This is a genomic window from Streptomyces sp. 891-h, from assembly GCF_022760275.1.
GTDB classification, from domain to species: domain Bacteria; phylum Actinomycetota; class Actinomycetes; order Streptomycetales; family Streptomycetaceae; genus Streptomyces; species Streptomyces spirodelae.
Map to the genome: position 1 here is coordinate 4,256,805 of NZ_CP050693.1, position 15,644 is coordinate 4,272,448.

Annotated in this window: 12 protein-coding genes; 9 read left to right on the forward strand and 3 right to left on the reverse strand. The window is 72.1% G+C overall.

Annotated features, from left to right (window positions below; all coding sequences use genetic code 11):
* The first annotated feature begins 91 nt into the window (after positions 1–91).
* Positions 92–1,321: a hypothetical protein gene (locus HC362_RS18645; RefSeq protein WP_243085082.1), complete on the forward strand. Its 1,230-nt coding sequence runs from the start codon at positions 92–94 to the stop codon at positions 1,319–1,321.
* Between the two features lie 73 nt (positions 1,322–1,394).
* On the opposite strand, the gene HC362_RS18650 is transcribed toward HC362_RS18645, so the two are convergent.
* Entirely contained in the window at positions 1,395–2,486 is a 1,092-nt protein-coding gene (locus tag HC362_RS18650; RefSeq protein ID WP_243085084.1) for a citrate synthase 2, read from the reverse strand.
* 534 nt (positions 2,487–3,020) lie between these two features.
* On the opposite strand from HC362_RS18650, the gene pdxH reads away from it, so the two are divergent.
* The gene (pdxH, locus tag HC362_RS18655; RefSeq protein ID WP_243088685.1) at positions 3,021–3,647 is read left to right on the forward strand and encodes a pyridoxamine 5'-phosphate oxidase; all 627 of its coding nucleotides are present in this window, start codon (positions 3,021–3,023) and stop codon (positions 3,645–3,647) included.
* A gap of 422 nt (positions 3,648–4,069) precedes the next feature.
* Entirely contained in the window at positions 4,070–5,677 is a 1,608-nt protein-coding gene (locus HC362_RS18660; RefSeq protein WP_279240120.1) for a PAS domain-containing protein, read from the forward strand.
* Here HC362_RS18660 and HC362_RS18665 read toward each other — a convergent pair.
* Positions 5,668–6,471: an SIS domain-containing protein gene (locus HC362_RS18665; RefSeq protein WP_243085086.1), complete on the reverse strand. Its 804-nt coding sequence runs from the start codon at positions 6,469–6,471 to the stop codon at positions 5,668–5,670. The genes HC362_RS18660 and HC362_RS18665 overlap by 10 nt on opposite strands.
* Positions 6,472–6,686: 215 nt before the next feature.
* Between HC362_RS18665 and HC362_RS18670 the strand changes: the two genes are divergently transcribed.
* Both HC362_RS18670 and HC362_RS18675 read left to right on the forward strand, forming a co-directional pair.
* Positions 6,687–7,382, forward strand: coding sequence for a metal-dependent transcriptional regulator (locus HC362_RS18670; RefSeq protein ID WP_209242938.1), 696 nt, complete (start codon positions 6,687–6,689; stop codon positions 7,380–7,382).
* A gap of 571 nt (positions 7,383–7,953) precedes the next feature.
* Entirely contained in the window at positions 7,954–8,850 is an 897-nt protein-coding gene (locus HC362_RS18675; protein WP_243085088.1) for an alpha/beta hydrolase, read from the forward strand.
* A 529-nt stretch (positions 8,851–9,379) separates the two neighbouring features.
* Here HC362_RS18675 and HC362_RS18680 read toward each other — a convergent pair.
* Entirely contained in the window at positions 9,380–10,093 is a 714-nt protein-coding gene (locus tag HC362_RS18680; RefSeq protein ID WP_243085089.1) for a bifunctional DNA primase/polymerase, read from the reverse strand.
* Positions 10,094–10,429: 336 nt separating this feature from the next.
* Between HC362_RS18680 and HC362_RS18685 the strand changes: the two genes are divergently transcribed.
* From HC362_RS18685 to purU, 4 genes are all read left to right on the forward strand, one after another.
* A complete protein-coding gene (locus tag HC362_RS18685; protein WP_243085090.1) occupies positions 10,430–11,821 on the forward strand; it encodes a transcriptional regulator in 1,392 nt (463 codons plus the stop codon).
* A 181-nt stretch (positions 11,822–12,002) separates the two neighbouring features.
* Entirely contained in the window at positions 12,003–14,084 is a 2,082-nt protein-coding gene (locus HC362_RS18690) for a hypothetical protein (RefSeq protein WP_243085092.1), read from the forward strand.
* Between the two features lie 87 nt (positions 14,085–14,171).
* A complete protein-coding gene (locus HC362_RS18695) occupies positions 14,172–14,672 on the forward strand; it encodes a hypothetical protein (RefSeq protein ID WP_243085093.1) in 501 nt (166 codons plus the stop codon).
* Positions 14,673–14,708: 36 nt separating this feature from the next.
* The gene (gene purU, locus HC362_RS18700; protein ID WP_243085095.1) at positions 14,709–15,617 is read left to right on the forward strand and encodes a formyltetrahydrofolate deformylase; all 909 of its coding nucleotides are present in this window, start codon (positions 14,709–14,711) and stop codon (positions 15,615–15,617) included.
* Positions 15,618–15,644: the final 27 nt, after the last annotated feature.

The window sequence follows — 15,644 nt, forward strand, 5'->3', positions numbered from 1 at the left end:
TACGCGTATCCCTTGGAACACCGAGGAGGAGGACGGGATGGCTCACCAGTCGCGGCCGGAGTCCGGTACGCGCCGCGCAAAGGAGCCCGGAGTGTCGCGGCGGCGTCTGCTGCTCGGCGCGTCCGCCGCCGCGTTCCTGGCGGCGGGATGCAGTGCGGAGAAGAAGCGGGCGCCGGATGAGTCAGGAGCCGGGCGCTCGGGCCGCGGGGTGGCCCCGAGCGGCGCACTGGGGGCCAACTTCAACGGAGACCCCCGCGATTTGAGCTTCGCCCAGTTACGTGGACTCTCCGCGGGCTGGCTGCGCGGCTTCCTTCCGATGCGGGAGGTCGGCAAAGGCGCACTGGAGCGCCAGCGGGCCGTGGCCACGCTGTTGGACGCGCACGAGCAGGGGTACGGCACCGTCCTGTCGTTGAAGTTCCCCTACCACGAGCGTGCGTTCCCCGCAGTCGGCAGCGCGCTCATGGATGCTGAACTCGCGCGCGTGGAGAAGGTGGCGAGCGCCGTGCTGGACAAGGTCGACATCCTGGTGATCGGGAACGAGCCGTTCATCGAGAGTCGCCGGGCCGAGCGCGGCGGCCCGGACCTCAACGTCTTCTACGAGCATCTGGCACAGCACCTTGTCGCGTACCGCAAGAAGCACTACGCGCAAGGCTGCAGGACCCGGCTGTACATGGGTGCGTTGAATCACCTGGACGACCCGGCCTGGCGGACCGCGGCCACCCGTCGGTGGATGGAGTTCGTCCAGGACACGCGGGAGATCGAAGGCGTCGACATCCACCCGCATGTGGCCTCCCTCGACGCCGCCCAGCAGTACCTGGACTACGTGGTCCCACTGCTCCGTGCAGATCAGAGGTTCCTTGCCACCGAGTTCTCCCTGGTGCTCGACTGGAGTGCGCACATGCGGGACAGGATTCCGGCCCGGTTCGCCCGGCGCTACGGCATCGATCCGGATACGCGGGTGTGGGAGCTTCTCCGGAGCGCTGTCCGCAACCCGTTCCCGGAGCGGAAGTGGAACGCCTTCTTGTCCATGTGTCCCTGGTTCAGCAGAAACAGGCACTACCTCGCGGACCAGGTGCAGCGGTTCCGCGACACGGGGAAGCTCGCCGTGGCCACCTATGGCGTGGCACAGGCCGAAGCCATGGTGCGCGACATCGGTCCGGACAAACGGCCGTGGCTGCTCAACAGCCTGTACGCCACCCGGACTGTCCGGAGGCACGCCGACGGCGAGGACGGGCGCACTCAGGCGTGGTTCGAGGACTTCCGGGCTCTGCAGCGTCGGAGTGACCGTCGGCCGGTGGACACGGGCACGACGGACACGTGAGCCCGCGCACGTCGTCCCCGCCACCACACCAGGTGGCGGGGACGCGTGTGTGCGGCGTCAGCCGGAGAAGGCGTCAGCCGGAGAAGCCGTCGATCTCGCGGGGGTCACGCGGGCCGGGGCCCACATAGCGGGCGGAGGGGCGCACCAGGCGGCCCGTGCGCTTCTGTTCCAGGATGTGCGCCGACCAGCCGGCGGTGCGGGCGCAGGTGAACATCGAGGTGAACATATGGGCCGGGACCTCGGCGAAGTCCAGGACGATCGCGGCCCAGAACTCGACGTTGGTCTCCAGCACCCGGTCGGGGCGGCGGGCGCGCAGCTCGGCGAGGGCGGCCTTCTCCAGGGCGAGGGCGACCTCGTAGCGCGGGGCGCCCAGTTCCTTGGCCGTACGGCGCAGCACGCGCGCTCGCGGGTCCTCGGCGCGGTAGACGCGGTGGCCGAAGCCCATCAGCCGCTCGCCGCGGTCCAGCTGGCGCTTCACATAGGCGTCCGCGTCGCCCTCCCGCTCGATCTCCTCGATCATGCCGAGGACGCGGGAGGGTGCACCGCCGTGCAGCGGGCCGGACATGGCGCCCACGGCACCGGAGAGCGCCGCCGCGACGTCCGCGCCGGTGGAGGCGATGACGCGGGCCGTGAAGGTGGAGGCGTTCATGCCGTGCTCGGCCGCGGAGGTCCAGTAGGCGTCGACGGCGGCGACGTGCTTGGGGTCGGGCTCGCCGCGCCAGCGGCGCATGAAGCGTTCGACGACCGTGTCGGCCTTGTCGATCTCCTTCTGCGGCACCATCGGCAGGCCCTGGCCGCGTGCGGACTGTGCGACGTAGGAGAGGGCCATGACGGCGGCGCGGGCCAGGTCGTCACGGGCGGTGCCCTCGTCGATGTCGAGGAGCGGTTTGAGGCCCCAGACGGGCGCGAGCATGGCGAGCGCTGACTGGACGTCCACCCGGATGTCCCCGGAGTGCACGGGGATGGGGAACGGTTCGGCGGGCGGGAGGCCGGGGTTGAAGCTGCCGTCGACCAGCAGGCCCCACACATTGCCGAACGAGACGTGGCCGACCAGGTCCTCGATGTCCACGCCTCGGTAGCGGAGCGAGCCGCCTTCCTTGTCGGGTTCGGCGATCTCCGTCTCGAACGCGACGACTCCCTCGAGTCCGGGTACGAAGTCGGACATCTGGCGGCTCCCTCGTAAAGCGTCGTCAAGCTGTGCTGACGGCGGAACGACCTGCTGGCGTGGGCTGCGCGGGGCAGCGTGGTCTGCGTGCATACGGCGCGTGCGGCGCATGCGGCGCATGCTGTGTGAGCGCGGCGAACGGTTCCGCTGCCGGCGTCTGCGGCTCACGGACCGGGCCGTCACCTCGGTCATGCCCGCCCCGGACGGTGGTCACGCTCCGCTGCCTGTGGCCTGGAGCACGCTGCTGGGCGGAGCGGCAACGATAGCTCTTGGTGTGCGGCCACCACAGCTCTCGGGGCAGGATTCTGTCGGTTCCGGCACCTGTAGGGGAGGGTGAGAAGCGGCACAGCGGCCGATTCCCGTCCGGCAGGTGTGCGGAGGGTGTCCACCGGGCAGACTGTCCGACCGCGGCCTGGATGGATGCTGCAAGATAGCGACGTGCCTCACGCTGATGACACTGCCGAGACCGACGACGCTCCCGACGCGACCGCCCCCGAGACGCCTGTGGCCTCGACCACTCTCGATCCCGCCGCGATGCGCGCCCACTACCGGGACGAAGGGCTCAGTGAGAAGGACCTGGCGCCCGACCCCTTCGCCCAGTTCGCGCTCTGGTTCGCCCAGGCGACAGCCAGCGGGCTGCACGAACCCAACGCCATGGTCTGCTCCACCGCGGACGAGCAGGGCCGCCCCAGCTCCCGCACCGTCCTGCTGAAGCGCTACGACGAGCGCGGTTTCGTCTTCTTCACCAACTACGGCTCCCGCAAGGGGCGGGAGATCGAGGCGAATCCGTATGCCTCGCTGCTCTTCCCCTGGCACGGCATCGCCCGTCAGGTGATCATTTCGGGTGCTGTCGAGCGCACCGGGCGGGACGAGACGGCCGCCTACTTCCGCACCCGCCCGCACGGCTCGCAGCTGGGCGCCTGGGCGAGCGAACAGTCCTCGCGGGTGGCCTCCAGGGAGGAGCTGGACCGGCTGTACGCACAACTCGCGGAGCGCTACCCGGAGGGGGAGGACGTTCCGGCACCGGCCCAGTGGGGCGGCTACCGGGTGCGGCCCGAGACGGTGGAGTTCTGGCAGGGCCGGGAGAACCGCCTGCACGACCGCCTGCGGTACCGCCTCGCGGCGGCCGGCACGTGGGAGATCGAGCGGCTCTGTCCTTGAGGGGACCCGCGCCCCGTACCGCCCCATGGGGCGCACGAAAAGGAAACGGCCCGTGGGCGACTCCACCGCCGGAGGCGGCGGCGTCGGTCGGACGAGTCCGACGAGCCCACGGGCCGGGTGACTGCTGTGGATTGGCCGGCGAACCGGCGTCACGCTAGTGGCGTCGGCCTCAGGCCGCAGCCACCTCACACGTCCGGTGATTGATCATCAGCCGGATCACCTCCTTTCCTGTGTGCTCCACACCGTAGGCACCGCTCCGGTGGGCGGCAAACGAATTTCGGGGCGACAACGATTTCGGGGAACTCCCTGTGGGGTGCGTCACGTTCGAGTTGAATGATCCGTACATACGTCGTGGCGCTGAGCGACGACGCAGCAGACGGGTACGGCAACAAGACGGGCACAGCAACAAGGGGGGTGCCGAGGTGGCGGCTCGATCCGAGACTCACTCCGCGTCGTCCTCGGACGGTGACGGCGGGCCTGACGACGAACTTCTGCTCGCCGCGCTGCTCGACGGCATGGACGCCGCGCTGTGCGCCTTCGACGCCGACGGCGTGGTCACCCACTGGAACCGCGAGGCGGAGCGGATGCTCGGGTGGACGCAGGAGGAGGCCGTCGGCCGCAAGGGCCTGGCGGGCTGGGCGGTGCGCCCGGCCGACGCCGAGGAGGTCGAGGGCCGGCTGCTGGACGCGATGCGTTCGCCCGGCCGTCAGGTGCACGAGTTCGCGCTGCTGACCAAGGACGGCGGACGGGTGCTGGTGCGTATCCAGTCCTCGGGCGTCAGCGGCGCGGACGGCCGTCCCAAGGGCGTCTACTGCGCCTTCAGCGAGGTGCACGCCCAGATCGATCTGGAGCGCTGCATAGCGCTGAGCGAGGCGCTGCTGGAGGACGCCTCGTGGGGTGTCGTCCTGGTCGACGCCGACCTGCGGCCCACCGTCGTCAACGCGTACGCGGCGCGGGCCTTCCGCGTCCCGGCGCGCGCCGGGATGCTCGGCCGCCCGCTGGGCGAACTGCTCGAACAGGGCATGGAGGAGCTGGAGGGCGCACTCCAGCACGTGCTCGGTGAGGGGGCGCCGCCCGCGCCCGCCGAGATCTGGGTGACGCTCCGAGCGCCCAGCGACCGTACGGGCACGGGCCGTACCGGTACCGGAACCGGTCCTGCCGACGGCGAGAGCGGCGACGGCGCGGACCCCGCCTCCGCCCCCGGGGAGGCCGCCGAGGGCGACACCGCCCGGATGAGCGACGGCGAGGGGCGGGCGGCAGCGCCCACCGCGGAGTCGGCGCGCCGCCGCTGCTGGCGCAGCGGCTTCCTGCGGCTGTCCTCACCGCTGGCCGAGGAACCCGTACCGCTCGGCGTCGCCTGGCTCTTCCAGGACGCCACCGACCAGAAGCAGGCCGAGCGGGAGGCGGCCCGGCTGCGCTTCCGCGACGGCCAGTCGCACCGCGCGGCGCGCGCCGCCGCCGAGTGCGCCGACCCCATGGAAGCCGCGTGCCTCCACCTGGAGTTCGCGCTGGCCGGATTCGCCGACCACGCGCTGCTGGATCTGACCGCCGACCCCGGACCCGAGCCCTCGCGCACCCAGGACACCTCGCTGGACGCGCTGCCGCCCCGCGATCCGCGGCTGGTGCGGGCGGCGCTGACACCCGCGGCCGAACGCGGCCGCCCGCCGTTCATCGAGCCCGGTACCGCCAGCGGTATCCCCGTCGCCTACCCGGAAGGGCACCCGGCCCTCCAGGCGTACCAGCGCTGCACCTCCGTACGGGCCAGCTGCGGGGCGCAGCGCGGGCCGGACGCGGCCGAGTGGGCGCGGACCCGCAAGTGGCCGCAGGGCACCGTGCACGGGCTGTGCACGGTGCTGCGCTGCCGGGGCCGCTCGCTCGGCGTCGTCACCTTCCTGAGGGACGCGGGCCGCCGCCCCTTCGACCGGGAGGACGCGGACTACGCGGAGCAGATCGCCACCCACGTCGCGGCAGCCGTGGACCTGGCGGGCGCGCTGGGGAGCGGTCACGCGCTCGGGGACGGTCAGCGGTAGAAGATCCGGTCCGCGTACTCGTCCATGACGTGCGCGTTCCAGTCGTGGCCGCCGTCCACATTGCCCGAGCGCAGCATGGGCGGCTCCACGCCCCGGCGCGCCAGCTCGCACGCCGCCGTGGCGACGATCGCCTGCATCACCGCGCTGGTCACCACCGTGGAGGCGGGCGCGAACGGGGCTGCCACGCCCTCGGCCGTCAGCACGGCGTCACCCACGGCGATCCGGCTGTCCACGACGATGTCGCAGTGGTCCTTGAGGAAGGTGCCGGTGGCGTGCCGGGAGCGGGTCTGCTCCGCGTACGCGACCGAGGTGATGCCCACGACCTTGAGCCCGAGGGCGCGCGCGTTGAGGGCCAGCTCCACCGGGAGCTCGTTGCGGCCCGAGAGGGAGATGACGATCAGTACGTCCCCGGCACGCGCCGGACTGGAGTCCAGCGCTGCGGCCGCCAGCCCGGAGACCCGCTCCAGCGCGCTGCCCAGCGTGGCCGGGCGGACGGCGACCCCGAGTGCCCCTGGCACGTTGAGCAGGTTCATCACGGCCAGTCCGCCCGCCCGGTAGACGGTGTCCTGCGCGGGGAGGGAGGAGTGCCCGGCGCCGAAGGCGAAGATCCGGCCACCGTCGGTCACCGTCTCGGCAAGCAGCTTGCCCGCCGCCTCGATCCCCGCCGCCTCGCCGTCCCTGATCCGGCTCAGCAGCGCGATCGCCGCGTCGAAGAACTCCCGCGCCGCCGTGGTCCCCGCGTCGCCCTGCGCGACCCTGTGGGACTGCTCCGTCTCGCCGGTCTGCTCGCCCATACGCGCCCCTCGCGTCCGTCACCGTGGACCGGGCGAGGTGATCGGACCCGGTTCCGTTCCGTAGTACGGCGCTCACGTTGAGGTCCGGACCTTTCTCCTGTCAACCGTCCGCAGCACGCTGCGGATACCGGCACACGGTCGGGGCGGCGCGGTTGTCGGTGGGATGCGTCAGAATTGCTTTCAGGGCCACCGCACGACTGACTAGGGGCTGCGCAATGTCAGGACTCATCGACACGACGGAGATGTATCTCCGCACCATCCTGGAGCTCGAGGAGGAAGGTGTGGTCCCGATGCGTGCCCGCATCGCCGAGCGCCTGGACCAGAGCGGTCCGACGGTCAGCCAGACCGTGGCCCGGATGGAGCGGGACGGACTGGTGACGGTCGCCGGGGACCGGCACCTGGAGCTCACCGAAGAGGGCAGGCAGCTGGCCACCCGCGTGATGCGCAAGCACCGGCTGGCGGAGTGTCTGCTGGTCGATGTGATCGGCCTGGAGTGGGAGCAGGTGCACGCGGAGGCGTGCCGCTGGGAGCACGTGATGAGCGAGGCGGTCGAGCGCCGCGTACTCGACCTGCTGCGGCACCCCACCGAGTCCCCCTACGGCAACCCGATCCCGGGCCTGGAGGAGCTGGGCGAGAAGGCCGAGGCCGACCCCTTCCTGGACGACGGCCTGGTCAGCCTGAACGACGTCGAGACGGGCGGCGACGGCAAGACCGTCGTGGTCCGCAGGATCGGCGAGCCGATCCAGATGGACGCCCAGCTGATGTACACCCTGCGGCGGGCCGGTGTGCAGCCGGGCGCGGTCGTCAGCGTCAACGCGGGCTCCGCGGGCGGCGTCCAGGTGGGCAGCAGCGGCGAGGCGGCGGAACTGGGCACCGAGGTCGCCGCGCACGTCTTCGTCGCCAAGCGCTGAAGCGCTCCGCCGGGGGCGCGGGGGCGGTGCGAGCAACCACGACGCTCCCGCGTTGGGGCACGTGGTGCTGTGCCCCAACGGCGGGTTTCCGCCAACTCGATGGCGCCGGTCAGGCGGAAGCGAGACGGTTGCGTCCAAGTAGGGCGCACGGAAAGCCGCCCCGGCGCGCGGCGACGCGCCCGCGCGGATGGGCGTCTTCCCAAATTCTTCCGGCCGTACCAGAGTTGCCGGAACACGAGCGGCCGTATGCGTGCCGTGCGACGCCAGCGCCGGCGGAAGGGAGCCATCGATGCTGTGTTCCGCGGGCCTCGGCCTCGCGCCGAGGGTGAGCAGCCGGGGCTCCGGTGCCTTCGGCCTCCGGAGCCCCGCCTCCCCATGTCCCCCCGCGGCAACCCGGAGCCCCGAGCTCTCAGGGTCTGCCGCCCTCCCGGTTCCTGTCTCCCCCGGGGGACGACGGACAACCCCGCAACGTTGTCACTCAAAGGTGGGGTATTCGCCGTGAGCCCCGGCTGTTCGAATAAAGGTTCGATAGTCTGACGCGGCGGTCACAGGAGTGGGGGTGTCACGACGCATGGTGCGACGTATCGATGTGACGGGGGCGGACGGACTCCGTCTTGCCGCCTGGGAGTTCGCCGACTCACCCAAGGCCGGCGCCGGCTCCGAGGCCCTGGCCGACACGCAGCGCCGCAAACCGCCGGGCGTGCTGTTACTGCACGGACTCATGGGCCGCGCCTCCCACTGGGCCGGAACCGCTCGCTGGCTGGCGGACCGCTATCGCGCCGTCGCCCTCGACCAGCGCGGCCACGGCCGCAGCGACAAGCCGAACGAGGGCCGCTACGACCGGGAAGCGTTCGTCGCCGACGCCGAAGCCGCGCTCGAACAACTCGAACTGGCCCCCGTCGCCCTCGTCGGCCACGCCATGGGCGCGCTCACCGCGTGGCAACTCGCCGCCAAACGCCCCGACCTCGTCCAAGCACTGGTGATCAGCGACATGCGGGCCACCGCGCTCGGCGAGCAGTCGCAGCGGGAGTGGGAGGAGTGGTTCAAGTCCTGGCCGGCCCCCTTCGCGACCCTCGCCGACGTCCGCAGGTGGTTCGGCGAGGACGACCCCTCCCTCGAACGCCCACGCCCCTCGCGGGGCGAGTTCTTCGCCGAGGTGATGTCCGAACGCGAGGACGGCTGGCGCCCCACCTTCTCGCCGGAGGTGATGATGCGGGTCCGGGAAGGGTGGGTGCACGACGCGCACTGGGACGAACTCGCCCAGGTCCGCTGCCCCACCCTGGTGGTGCGCGGACTCGACGGGGAACTCGGGCGTGCCGAGGCCCAGGAAATGGTGCGGGTGCTGCCGCGGGGCATTTACGCCGAGGTCACTGAGGCAGGGCATTTGATCCATTACGACCAGCCCGATGATTGGCGCCGCGTCGTCGAACCCTTCCTCCAGGCAACCCTCCCCACAACTGGCACCTGACCCCTTGGTACCCCCCTCTCTTCGGGGCGCCACCGGTTGTGGACGCACGCCCGGTTTGTGTCCCGGCTGCCGCCGAGTGGTCGTGTCGGGAGGCTCCTCCCCCAGACTCCGTCGGGGGGCCCCCAACGGCCCCCCGACAGGTGGGCTTCGCCCCCCTAGGACCCCCCTGCCGCATGGGACCACCCCATTGCCTTTCAAGGCCACCCTCAGTGGTGCGGGTCCTTGGACCGGCCGGTGACGACCCTGCGGGAGTCACCGGCCGGACCAAGGGCCTCAACGATGGGTTGGAGTGGGTGAACGTCTACGGGAATGTGCTGTTGCGGAAGGGGGCTCCTAGGGGGGCGAAGCCCCCGTAGCGGGGGGTGGTTGGGTGGGGGTCCCCCCGGACGGAGTCTGGGGGAGGAGCCGCCCCAACGCCCGTCCGGCGAGGACCCGGGGGTTTGGGGGCGGGAGCCCCCATAAACGGAAGAGGGGCAGAGGGCTGAGCCCTCAACCATTGGAGGCGGCCCTCAACCAATGGCGGCGGCCCTCAACCAATGGCGGCGGCCTCACGGCCGCAGGCGTACGCAATGGTGGGCAGCAACTCATCCACATCGGGCAACCAACGATTGGCCGCATTGGGCTCCCGAGCCCACTGCACAGCCCCCCGCGACCCCACCCGCGTAGGCGGCGCAGCCACCCAGTCCCCCGCCCCCTTGGACCGAAGGTCCAACGCGGTGGGCGACCACCCCAACCGCCGCAGAGTCGCGGGAACCTTCGCGGTGGCGCCCGGAAGGACGAAGAAGAGCATCCGGCCGTCCGGCGTGCAGGTGACAGGTCCCAGCGGCTGGTCCATCCGCTCCAGGCGGGCGAGAGCCAGGCAGCCGACGGCTTCGGAGACCTCCAGCGCGTCGAAGGCGCGCCCCGTCGGCAGCAGTACGGCGGCACGCGGCTCGGTGGCCCACACCCGGCGCACGGTCGTCGCGCTCCCCGTCGTCTCGTCCGCCCAGCGTGCGCGCGCCGGGTGTGCGCCGGGGGCGGGGCACGCGCGCTCGCCGCAGGCGCAGCGCGGGACGCCGTTCACCGTTTCCAGCCAGGTGCCGGGAAAGACGTCCCAGGCCCGCTCCTGCGTGTAGCGCACCGCGTGTTCGAGGGGTGTCGCGGGCGGTGCTGTCCGCTGTCCGGGGATGTGCGCGTCCGTGGCCGCTCCAGAGGTGTCCGTGGTCGCTCCAGAGGTAAAGGCGATGGTCTCTTCCACGACCATCACAACTTTCGTCCCCCGCAGGGGTTACGGGCGCTGAACGGCGCGGTCCGAGGCGCGACGGCGCATGCGTCCGCAGCGCGTCACTGTTTTCACCGGGCAAGGGGCAGGCCGCGCTCATAACGGCGCATGGTGGCAAGTGTGGGGGCGCGTGCACAGAAGAGCTGTCTTGGGTGGGTAGTCCCTCTGCGGCGCATTGTGCTGTGAAGCGCGGGTTTTGGGAGAGCTCACGGGCATATGCGCAAATCAGCCGGCGCCGCGCGGTCTGCGTCAAGCAGTCGGCGCCGGGCCGTGATCACGCCGGGTCTTGGTTGCAGAGAAACCACGGAGGGGGATCGCATGGCCGCCAGGCCGCTCGTCGCGAGGCAGCCCAATGAACGGCTGCAGGCACTCATCCAGGAGGCCGGGTGCTCGAACGCCGGCCTCGCCCGCCGCGTCAACATGTGCGGCGCCGAGCACGGACTGGATCTGCGGTACGACAAGACCTCCGTGGCGCGCTGGCTGCGCGGCCAGCAGCCGCGCGGACGGGCTCCGGGCATCATCGCCGAGGCCCTCGGCCGCAAGCTGGGCCGTACCGTGACGATCGACGAGATCGGCATGGCCAACGGCAAGAACCTCGCTTCGGGCGTGGGGCTGCAGTTCGCGCCGACCGTCGTCGGCGCCGTCGAGCAGGTCTGTGAGCTGTGGCGCAGTGACGTGGGCCGCAGGGACTTCCTGACCGGGTCGACAGTGGCCGCCTCCGCGCTGGTCGAGCCGAGCAGGGACTGGCTGATCACGCAGCCCGATCACCAGGTCGCACGCTCCTCAGGGGCCCGGGTGGGCGAGGCGGACGTGGCGGCCGTACAGGCGATGACCGAGGCGCTCTCCGACCTCGACCACCGCTACGGCAGCGGCCACATCCGCCCCGTGGTGGTGCACTACCTCAACAGCGTCGTCTCCGGGCTGCTCGGGGGCTCCTACAAGGAGGCGGTCGGCCGGTCGCTGTTCGCCGCGGTGGCCCGGTTGACCGAACTGGCGGGCTACATGGCCGTGGACACCGGCCAGCACGGGCTCGCACAGCGGTACTACATCCAGTCCCTGCGGCTGGCCCAGGCGGCTGGGGACCGGGCGTACGGCGGCTATGTGCTGGCCGCCGGGATGAGCCATCTGGCCGCCTCGCTCGGCAACCCGCGCGAGATCGCCCAGTTGGCGCGTGCGGCACAGGAGGGGGCGCGGGGGCGGGTGACGCCGCGCGTGGAGGCGATGTTCCACGCCGCGGAGGCGCGCGGGCACGCGCTGATGGGCGATGCGCGCGCCTGCCAGGCTTCCGTCACCCGGGCGCTGACGGCCATGGACGGCGCCGAGGCGGCGGTCGAGGCCGGGGACGACCCGTCCTGGATCGCGCACTTCGACCGCGCCTACCTCGCGGACGAACTCGCCCACTGCCACCGCGACCTGGGCCAGGCCGAGAGCGCGGCGGCGCGCGCGGAGGAGGCCGTCACCGGGCATCCGCACGGCCGGGCGCGGCGGCGTGCGATCGGGCTGTTCCTGCTGGCCGGAGCGCAGGTGCAGCAGCGCGAGGTGGAGCGCGCCTGCCAGACGGGCGGGCAGGCGGCACAACTGCTCGCGGGGCTGCGGTCGGACCGGGGCGCGGAGTATCTGGACGACTTCCGGCAGCGGCTGGAACCGTACCGGGACGAGTCCGTGGTGCGGGAGTTCCACGAGAGTCTGGAGCCGATCGCCGCGGCGTGAGGGGCCTGGCCTACCCCCGGTGACCGACCGAGCGTTTCGCCTGATTCATCCTTCCTTGGGGACTTCATGGCGACATCAGGTGAAGGAAGGGTGTCCGCACATCTGGGCGCGTGGTCGCCCGTTGGCATGACCCGGTAGCGTGAGCCGACGCTTCCGCTAGCCATGCGAACGAGGAGTCTCGGTGACAACGCACAACGGACGCGGACAGGACGGGACTTCCGGCTCCGCCGGTGACGCCCTGCCCGCCTCCACGACCCCGTACGAGGGGGTCGTGCTGCCTGCCAACGGCGACCCTTGGACTCCTCAGCAGCAGCGCCAGGCCCAGTCCGAGCGCGAGCAGGTGCGGCCCCCGGCCGGGCAGCCGTGGGGCGGTCCCTGGGGCCCGGGCGCCGAGGCGGCCCAGACCGACGACAGCACCTACGGCGGCTACGGCGGCGCCCAGCAGGACGGCCCCGGACACGGCGGCACCGGGCACGGCGGCCCCGGACACGGCGGCCCCGGGCACGGCGGCCCCGGACACGGCGGCCCCGGGCACGGCGGCCCCGGACACGGCGGCCCCGGGCACGGCGGCCCCGGACACGGCGGCCCCGGGCACGGCGGCCCCGGACACGGCGGCCCCGGGCACGGCGGCACCGGGCAGGGCAGCCCCGGCTACTGGGGCGCTCCGCAGCAGGACGAGCCCGGCGGTGCGCTGCCGCTGCCCCCCGAGGGCACCCCGGCCCGCCCCCGGACTCCGCCGTCGGCACCCTCCACCTCGCCGCATCTGCCGCAGCCGCAGTCACCCGGCGGTGCCGGACCGCTGCCCCCGGCCGCCGGGCAGGGCGGCCCTGGCACTCCGGGAGAGATGCCGCCGCCCGCGTACGGGCAGTCGCTGCCCGGCGCGATGCCACCTCCGCCGAGCGCGCCCCCGCCGTCCGCACCCTCGGCCCCGCCGACGCCGCCGCAGGGCGCGTACCAGGGCGGACCGGGCGACAGCGACGCCACCCAGATGCTTCCGCCGTTCCCGGCGGGCCAGCCCGCAGCGGGTTCCGTCGGACCGGACGACGGGACGCAGCTGCTGCCGCCGCAGCAGCCGGGGCCCGCCGCCCCGGTGGGTGGCAGCCCGGACAGCGAGGCCACGCAGTATCTGCCCCCGATGGCGGCCGGTGTGGGCGGCGACTCGGAGGCGACCCAGATGCTTCCGCCGATGTCCGGCGCGGGTACGCCCGGCGCGGGCACGCCCGGCGCGGGCACGCCCGGCGCGGGCACGCCCGACACCCAAGGGCAGGGCGCCGGGGCGGAGGGCACGCGGCAGCCCCTCCCGGAGTTCGAGAACCTCTTCAGGTCCGACGCGCCGCAGTCCGGCCGGGGACAGCCCGCCGCCGGCAACGGCGAGCCGGGCTCCACGCAGAGCCTGCCCGTCTTCGACGACGCGGCGCAGCGGCAGGCCCCGCCACGCGGCGGTTACGGCTACCCGCAGCCGGGCTCGCAGGGTGGCGGCTACGGCTACCCGCAGCCCGGTACACAGGGTGGCGGCTACGGGTACCCGCAGCCGGGCTCGCAGGGTGGCGGTTACGGCTATCCGCAGCCGGGCTCGCGGCAGTACGAGCCGCAGGCCGGTGGGCGGGCGGCGCGGCGCGACGCCGGCCGGGGCCGCCGCGGCATGCATCCCGGGGTGCTGATAGGCGCAGGGCTGGCGGGCGTCGCGGTGATCGGCCTCGTCGTCGGCCTGCTCCTCGCGAACGGCGGTGACGACGACCCCGGCTCCGACAAGCCGAAGGCGTCCAGCGAGCCCGCGGGGGAGAAGAAGTCCTCCGCGGCGCCGGACCCCGCCGAGGCACAGGCCAAGAAGCTGGACGCGCTGCTGGCCGACAGCAACAACAGCCGCTCCGCGGTCATACGTTCCGTGCAGAACATCAGGGCCTGCAAGTCGCTGGGCAAGGCGGCGGCCGATCTGCGGTCCGCCGCCAAGCAGCGCAACGCGCTGGTGCGGCGGCTCGGCGAGCTGAAGACGGACGCCATCCCGCACAGCGCCCAGCTGAACTCGGCGCTCAAGAGCGCCTGGCGGTCCTCGGCCTCGGCCGACAGCCACTACGCGGCCTGGGCGGACCAGGTGGCGCGTAAGAAGGGCTGCCACAAGGGCAAGGCCAAACCGACCCGTCACCTGGCGGCCGGCAACGGGGCCAGCGGTAAGGCGACTGCCTCCAAGAAGAAGGCGGCGCGGCTGTGGAATCCGACGGCGAAGAAGTACGGCCTCGACGAGCGGCAGTACGGCTCCCTGTGAGCGGGCGTGGGCGCGCTGTGAGCGGGTGCGCGGCAGGGCGAGGGGCCGCCGCCCGGGTGCGGTGAACGGAACGTAGGGTCGGTGACCATGCAGCAAGCAGGTTCCGTGAAGTCTTCCCGACGTGGCCGTGGTTCCACCACCATAGGCGGCATGCCTGTCAACGACGTGCCTTGGTGGCGCTGGCGCAGCAACGTGCGCTCGGCGCTGCACATGCTCTCCGACCAGACCTTCCAGCACGAGTGCTGGCTGGCCGGGGTCCCCGGATACGGCGATGTCACGGACGCCGTCTACCGCCTGGTCGAGGACACCTGGCTGGACAACTGGTCGGCGGAGAAATACGTCGGAACGATCTTCCGGGACGCGCAGGAGGCCCAGCTGGTGGACGCCGCCGTGCTGCGGGTGCTGCGCATCATGCACCAGGTCGGCGCCGACGCCCCGGTCGCCTCGTATCTGGAACACCCGGCGTGGCCGGAGGCCGTACAAGCGGCGCGGGAGGCCCATGTGCTGCTCGCCGGGAACGACGGCGAGGACCCGGACGAGCCGCCGCGCTCCCTGGAGGTCCTGGCGATCATGCTCCGGACGGTGTGACCGGGGCACCCCGGGTGATGTGCCAGTCTTGAAGCCATGAGCCAGTCGCACTCCGCCCCCGACAACTCCGCCGAGATCGCTGAGAAGAGCGAAAACGAGCAGGCGGGACAGTTCGTCCTCACTCTCTCGTGCCCGGACAATCAGGGCATCGTGCACGCCGTCTCCAGCTACCTGTTCATGACGGGCTGCAACATCGAGGACAGCCAGCAGTTCGGGGACCGCGACACCGGGCTCTTCTTCATGCGCGTCCACTTCACCGGCAACACCACCGTGGAGAAACTGCGGGCCAGCTTCTCCGCGGTCGGCGACTCCTTCCGGATGGACTGGCAGATCCACCGGGCCGAGGAGAAGATGCGGGTCGTCCTCATGGTGAGCAAGTTCGGGCACTGCCTGAACGACCTGCTCTTCCGCTCCCGGATCGGCGCCCTGCCCATCGAGATCGTCGCCGTGGTCTCCAACCACACCGACTTCGCCGAACTGGTCGCCTCCTACGACCTCCCCTTCCACCACATCCCTGTGACGAAGGACACCAAGGCGCAGGCCGAGGAGCGGCTGCTGGAGCTGGTGGAGGCCGAGCGCGTGGAACTCGTCGTCCTCGCGCGCTACATGCAGGTCCTCTCCGACAACCTGTGCAAGCAGCTGTCCGGACGGATCATCAATATCCACCACTCCTTCCTGCCGAGCTTCAAGGGCGCCAAGCCCTACCACCAGGCGCACGCACGCGGTGTGAAGCTGATCGGCGCCACGGCGCACTATGTGACCGCCGACCTCGACGAGGGCCCGATCATCGAGCAGGAGGTCGAGCGGGTCGGTCACGACGTCACGCCCGAGCAGCTGGTCGCCGTGGGCCGTGACGTCGAGTGCCAGGCGCTGGCCCGCGCCGTGAAGTGGCACAGCGAGCACCGCGTCCTGCTGAACGGCCACCGCACGGTCGTCTTCGCCTGACCGGACGCCCGGCCGGGCCCGGGGCCT

Coding starts and splice junctions, on each gene's coding strand:
- HC362_RS18670 (WP_209242938.1), top strand. CDS start 6,687: ATGTCAGGACTCATCGACACGACGGAGATGTATCTCCGCACCATCCTG.
- purU (WP_243085095.1), top strand. CDS start 14,709: ATGAGCCAGTCGCACTCCGCCCCCGACAACTCCGCCGAGATCGCTGAG.
- pdxH (WP_243088685.1), top strand. CDS start 3,021: ATGCGCGCCCACTACCGGGACGAAGGGCTCAGTGAGAAGGACCTGGCG.
- HC362_RS18685 (WP_243085090.1), top strand. CDS start 10,430: ATGGCCGCCAGGCCGCTCGTCGCGAGGCAGCCCAATGAACGGCTGCAG.
- HC362_RS18675 (WP_243085088.1), top strand. CDS start 7,954: ATGGTGCGACGTATCGATGTGACGGGGGCGGACGGACTCCGTCTTGCC.
- HC362_RS18680 (WP_243085089.1), bottom strand. CDS start 10,093: ATGGTCGTGGAAGAGACCATCGCCTTTACCTCTGGAGCGACCACGGAC.
- HC362_RS18665 (WP_243085086.1), bottom strand. CDS start 6,471: ATGGGCGAGCAGACCGGCGAGACGGAGCAGTCCCACAGGGTCGCGCAG.
- HC362_RS18695 (WP_243085093.1), top strand. CDS start 14,172: ATGCAGCAAGCAGGTTCCGTGAAGTCTTCCCGACGTGGCCGTGGTTCC.
- HC362_RS18650 (WP_243085084.1), bottom strand. CDS start 2,486: ATGTCCGACTTCGTACCCGGACTCGAGGGAGTCGTCGCGTTCGAGACG.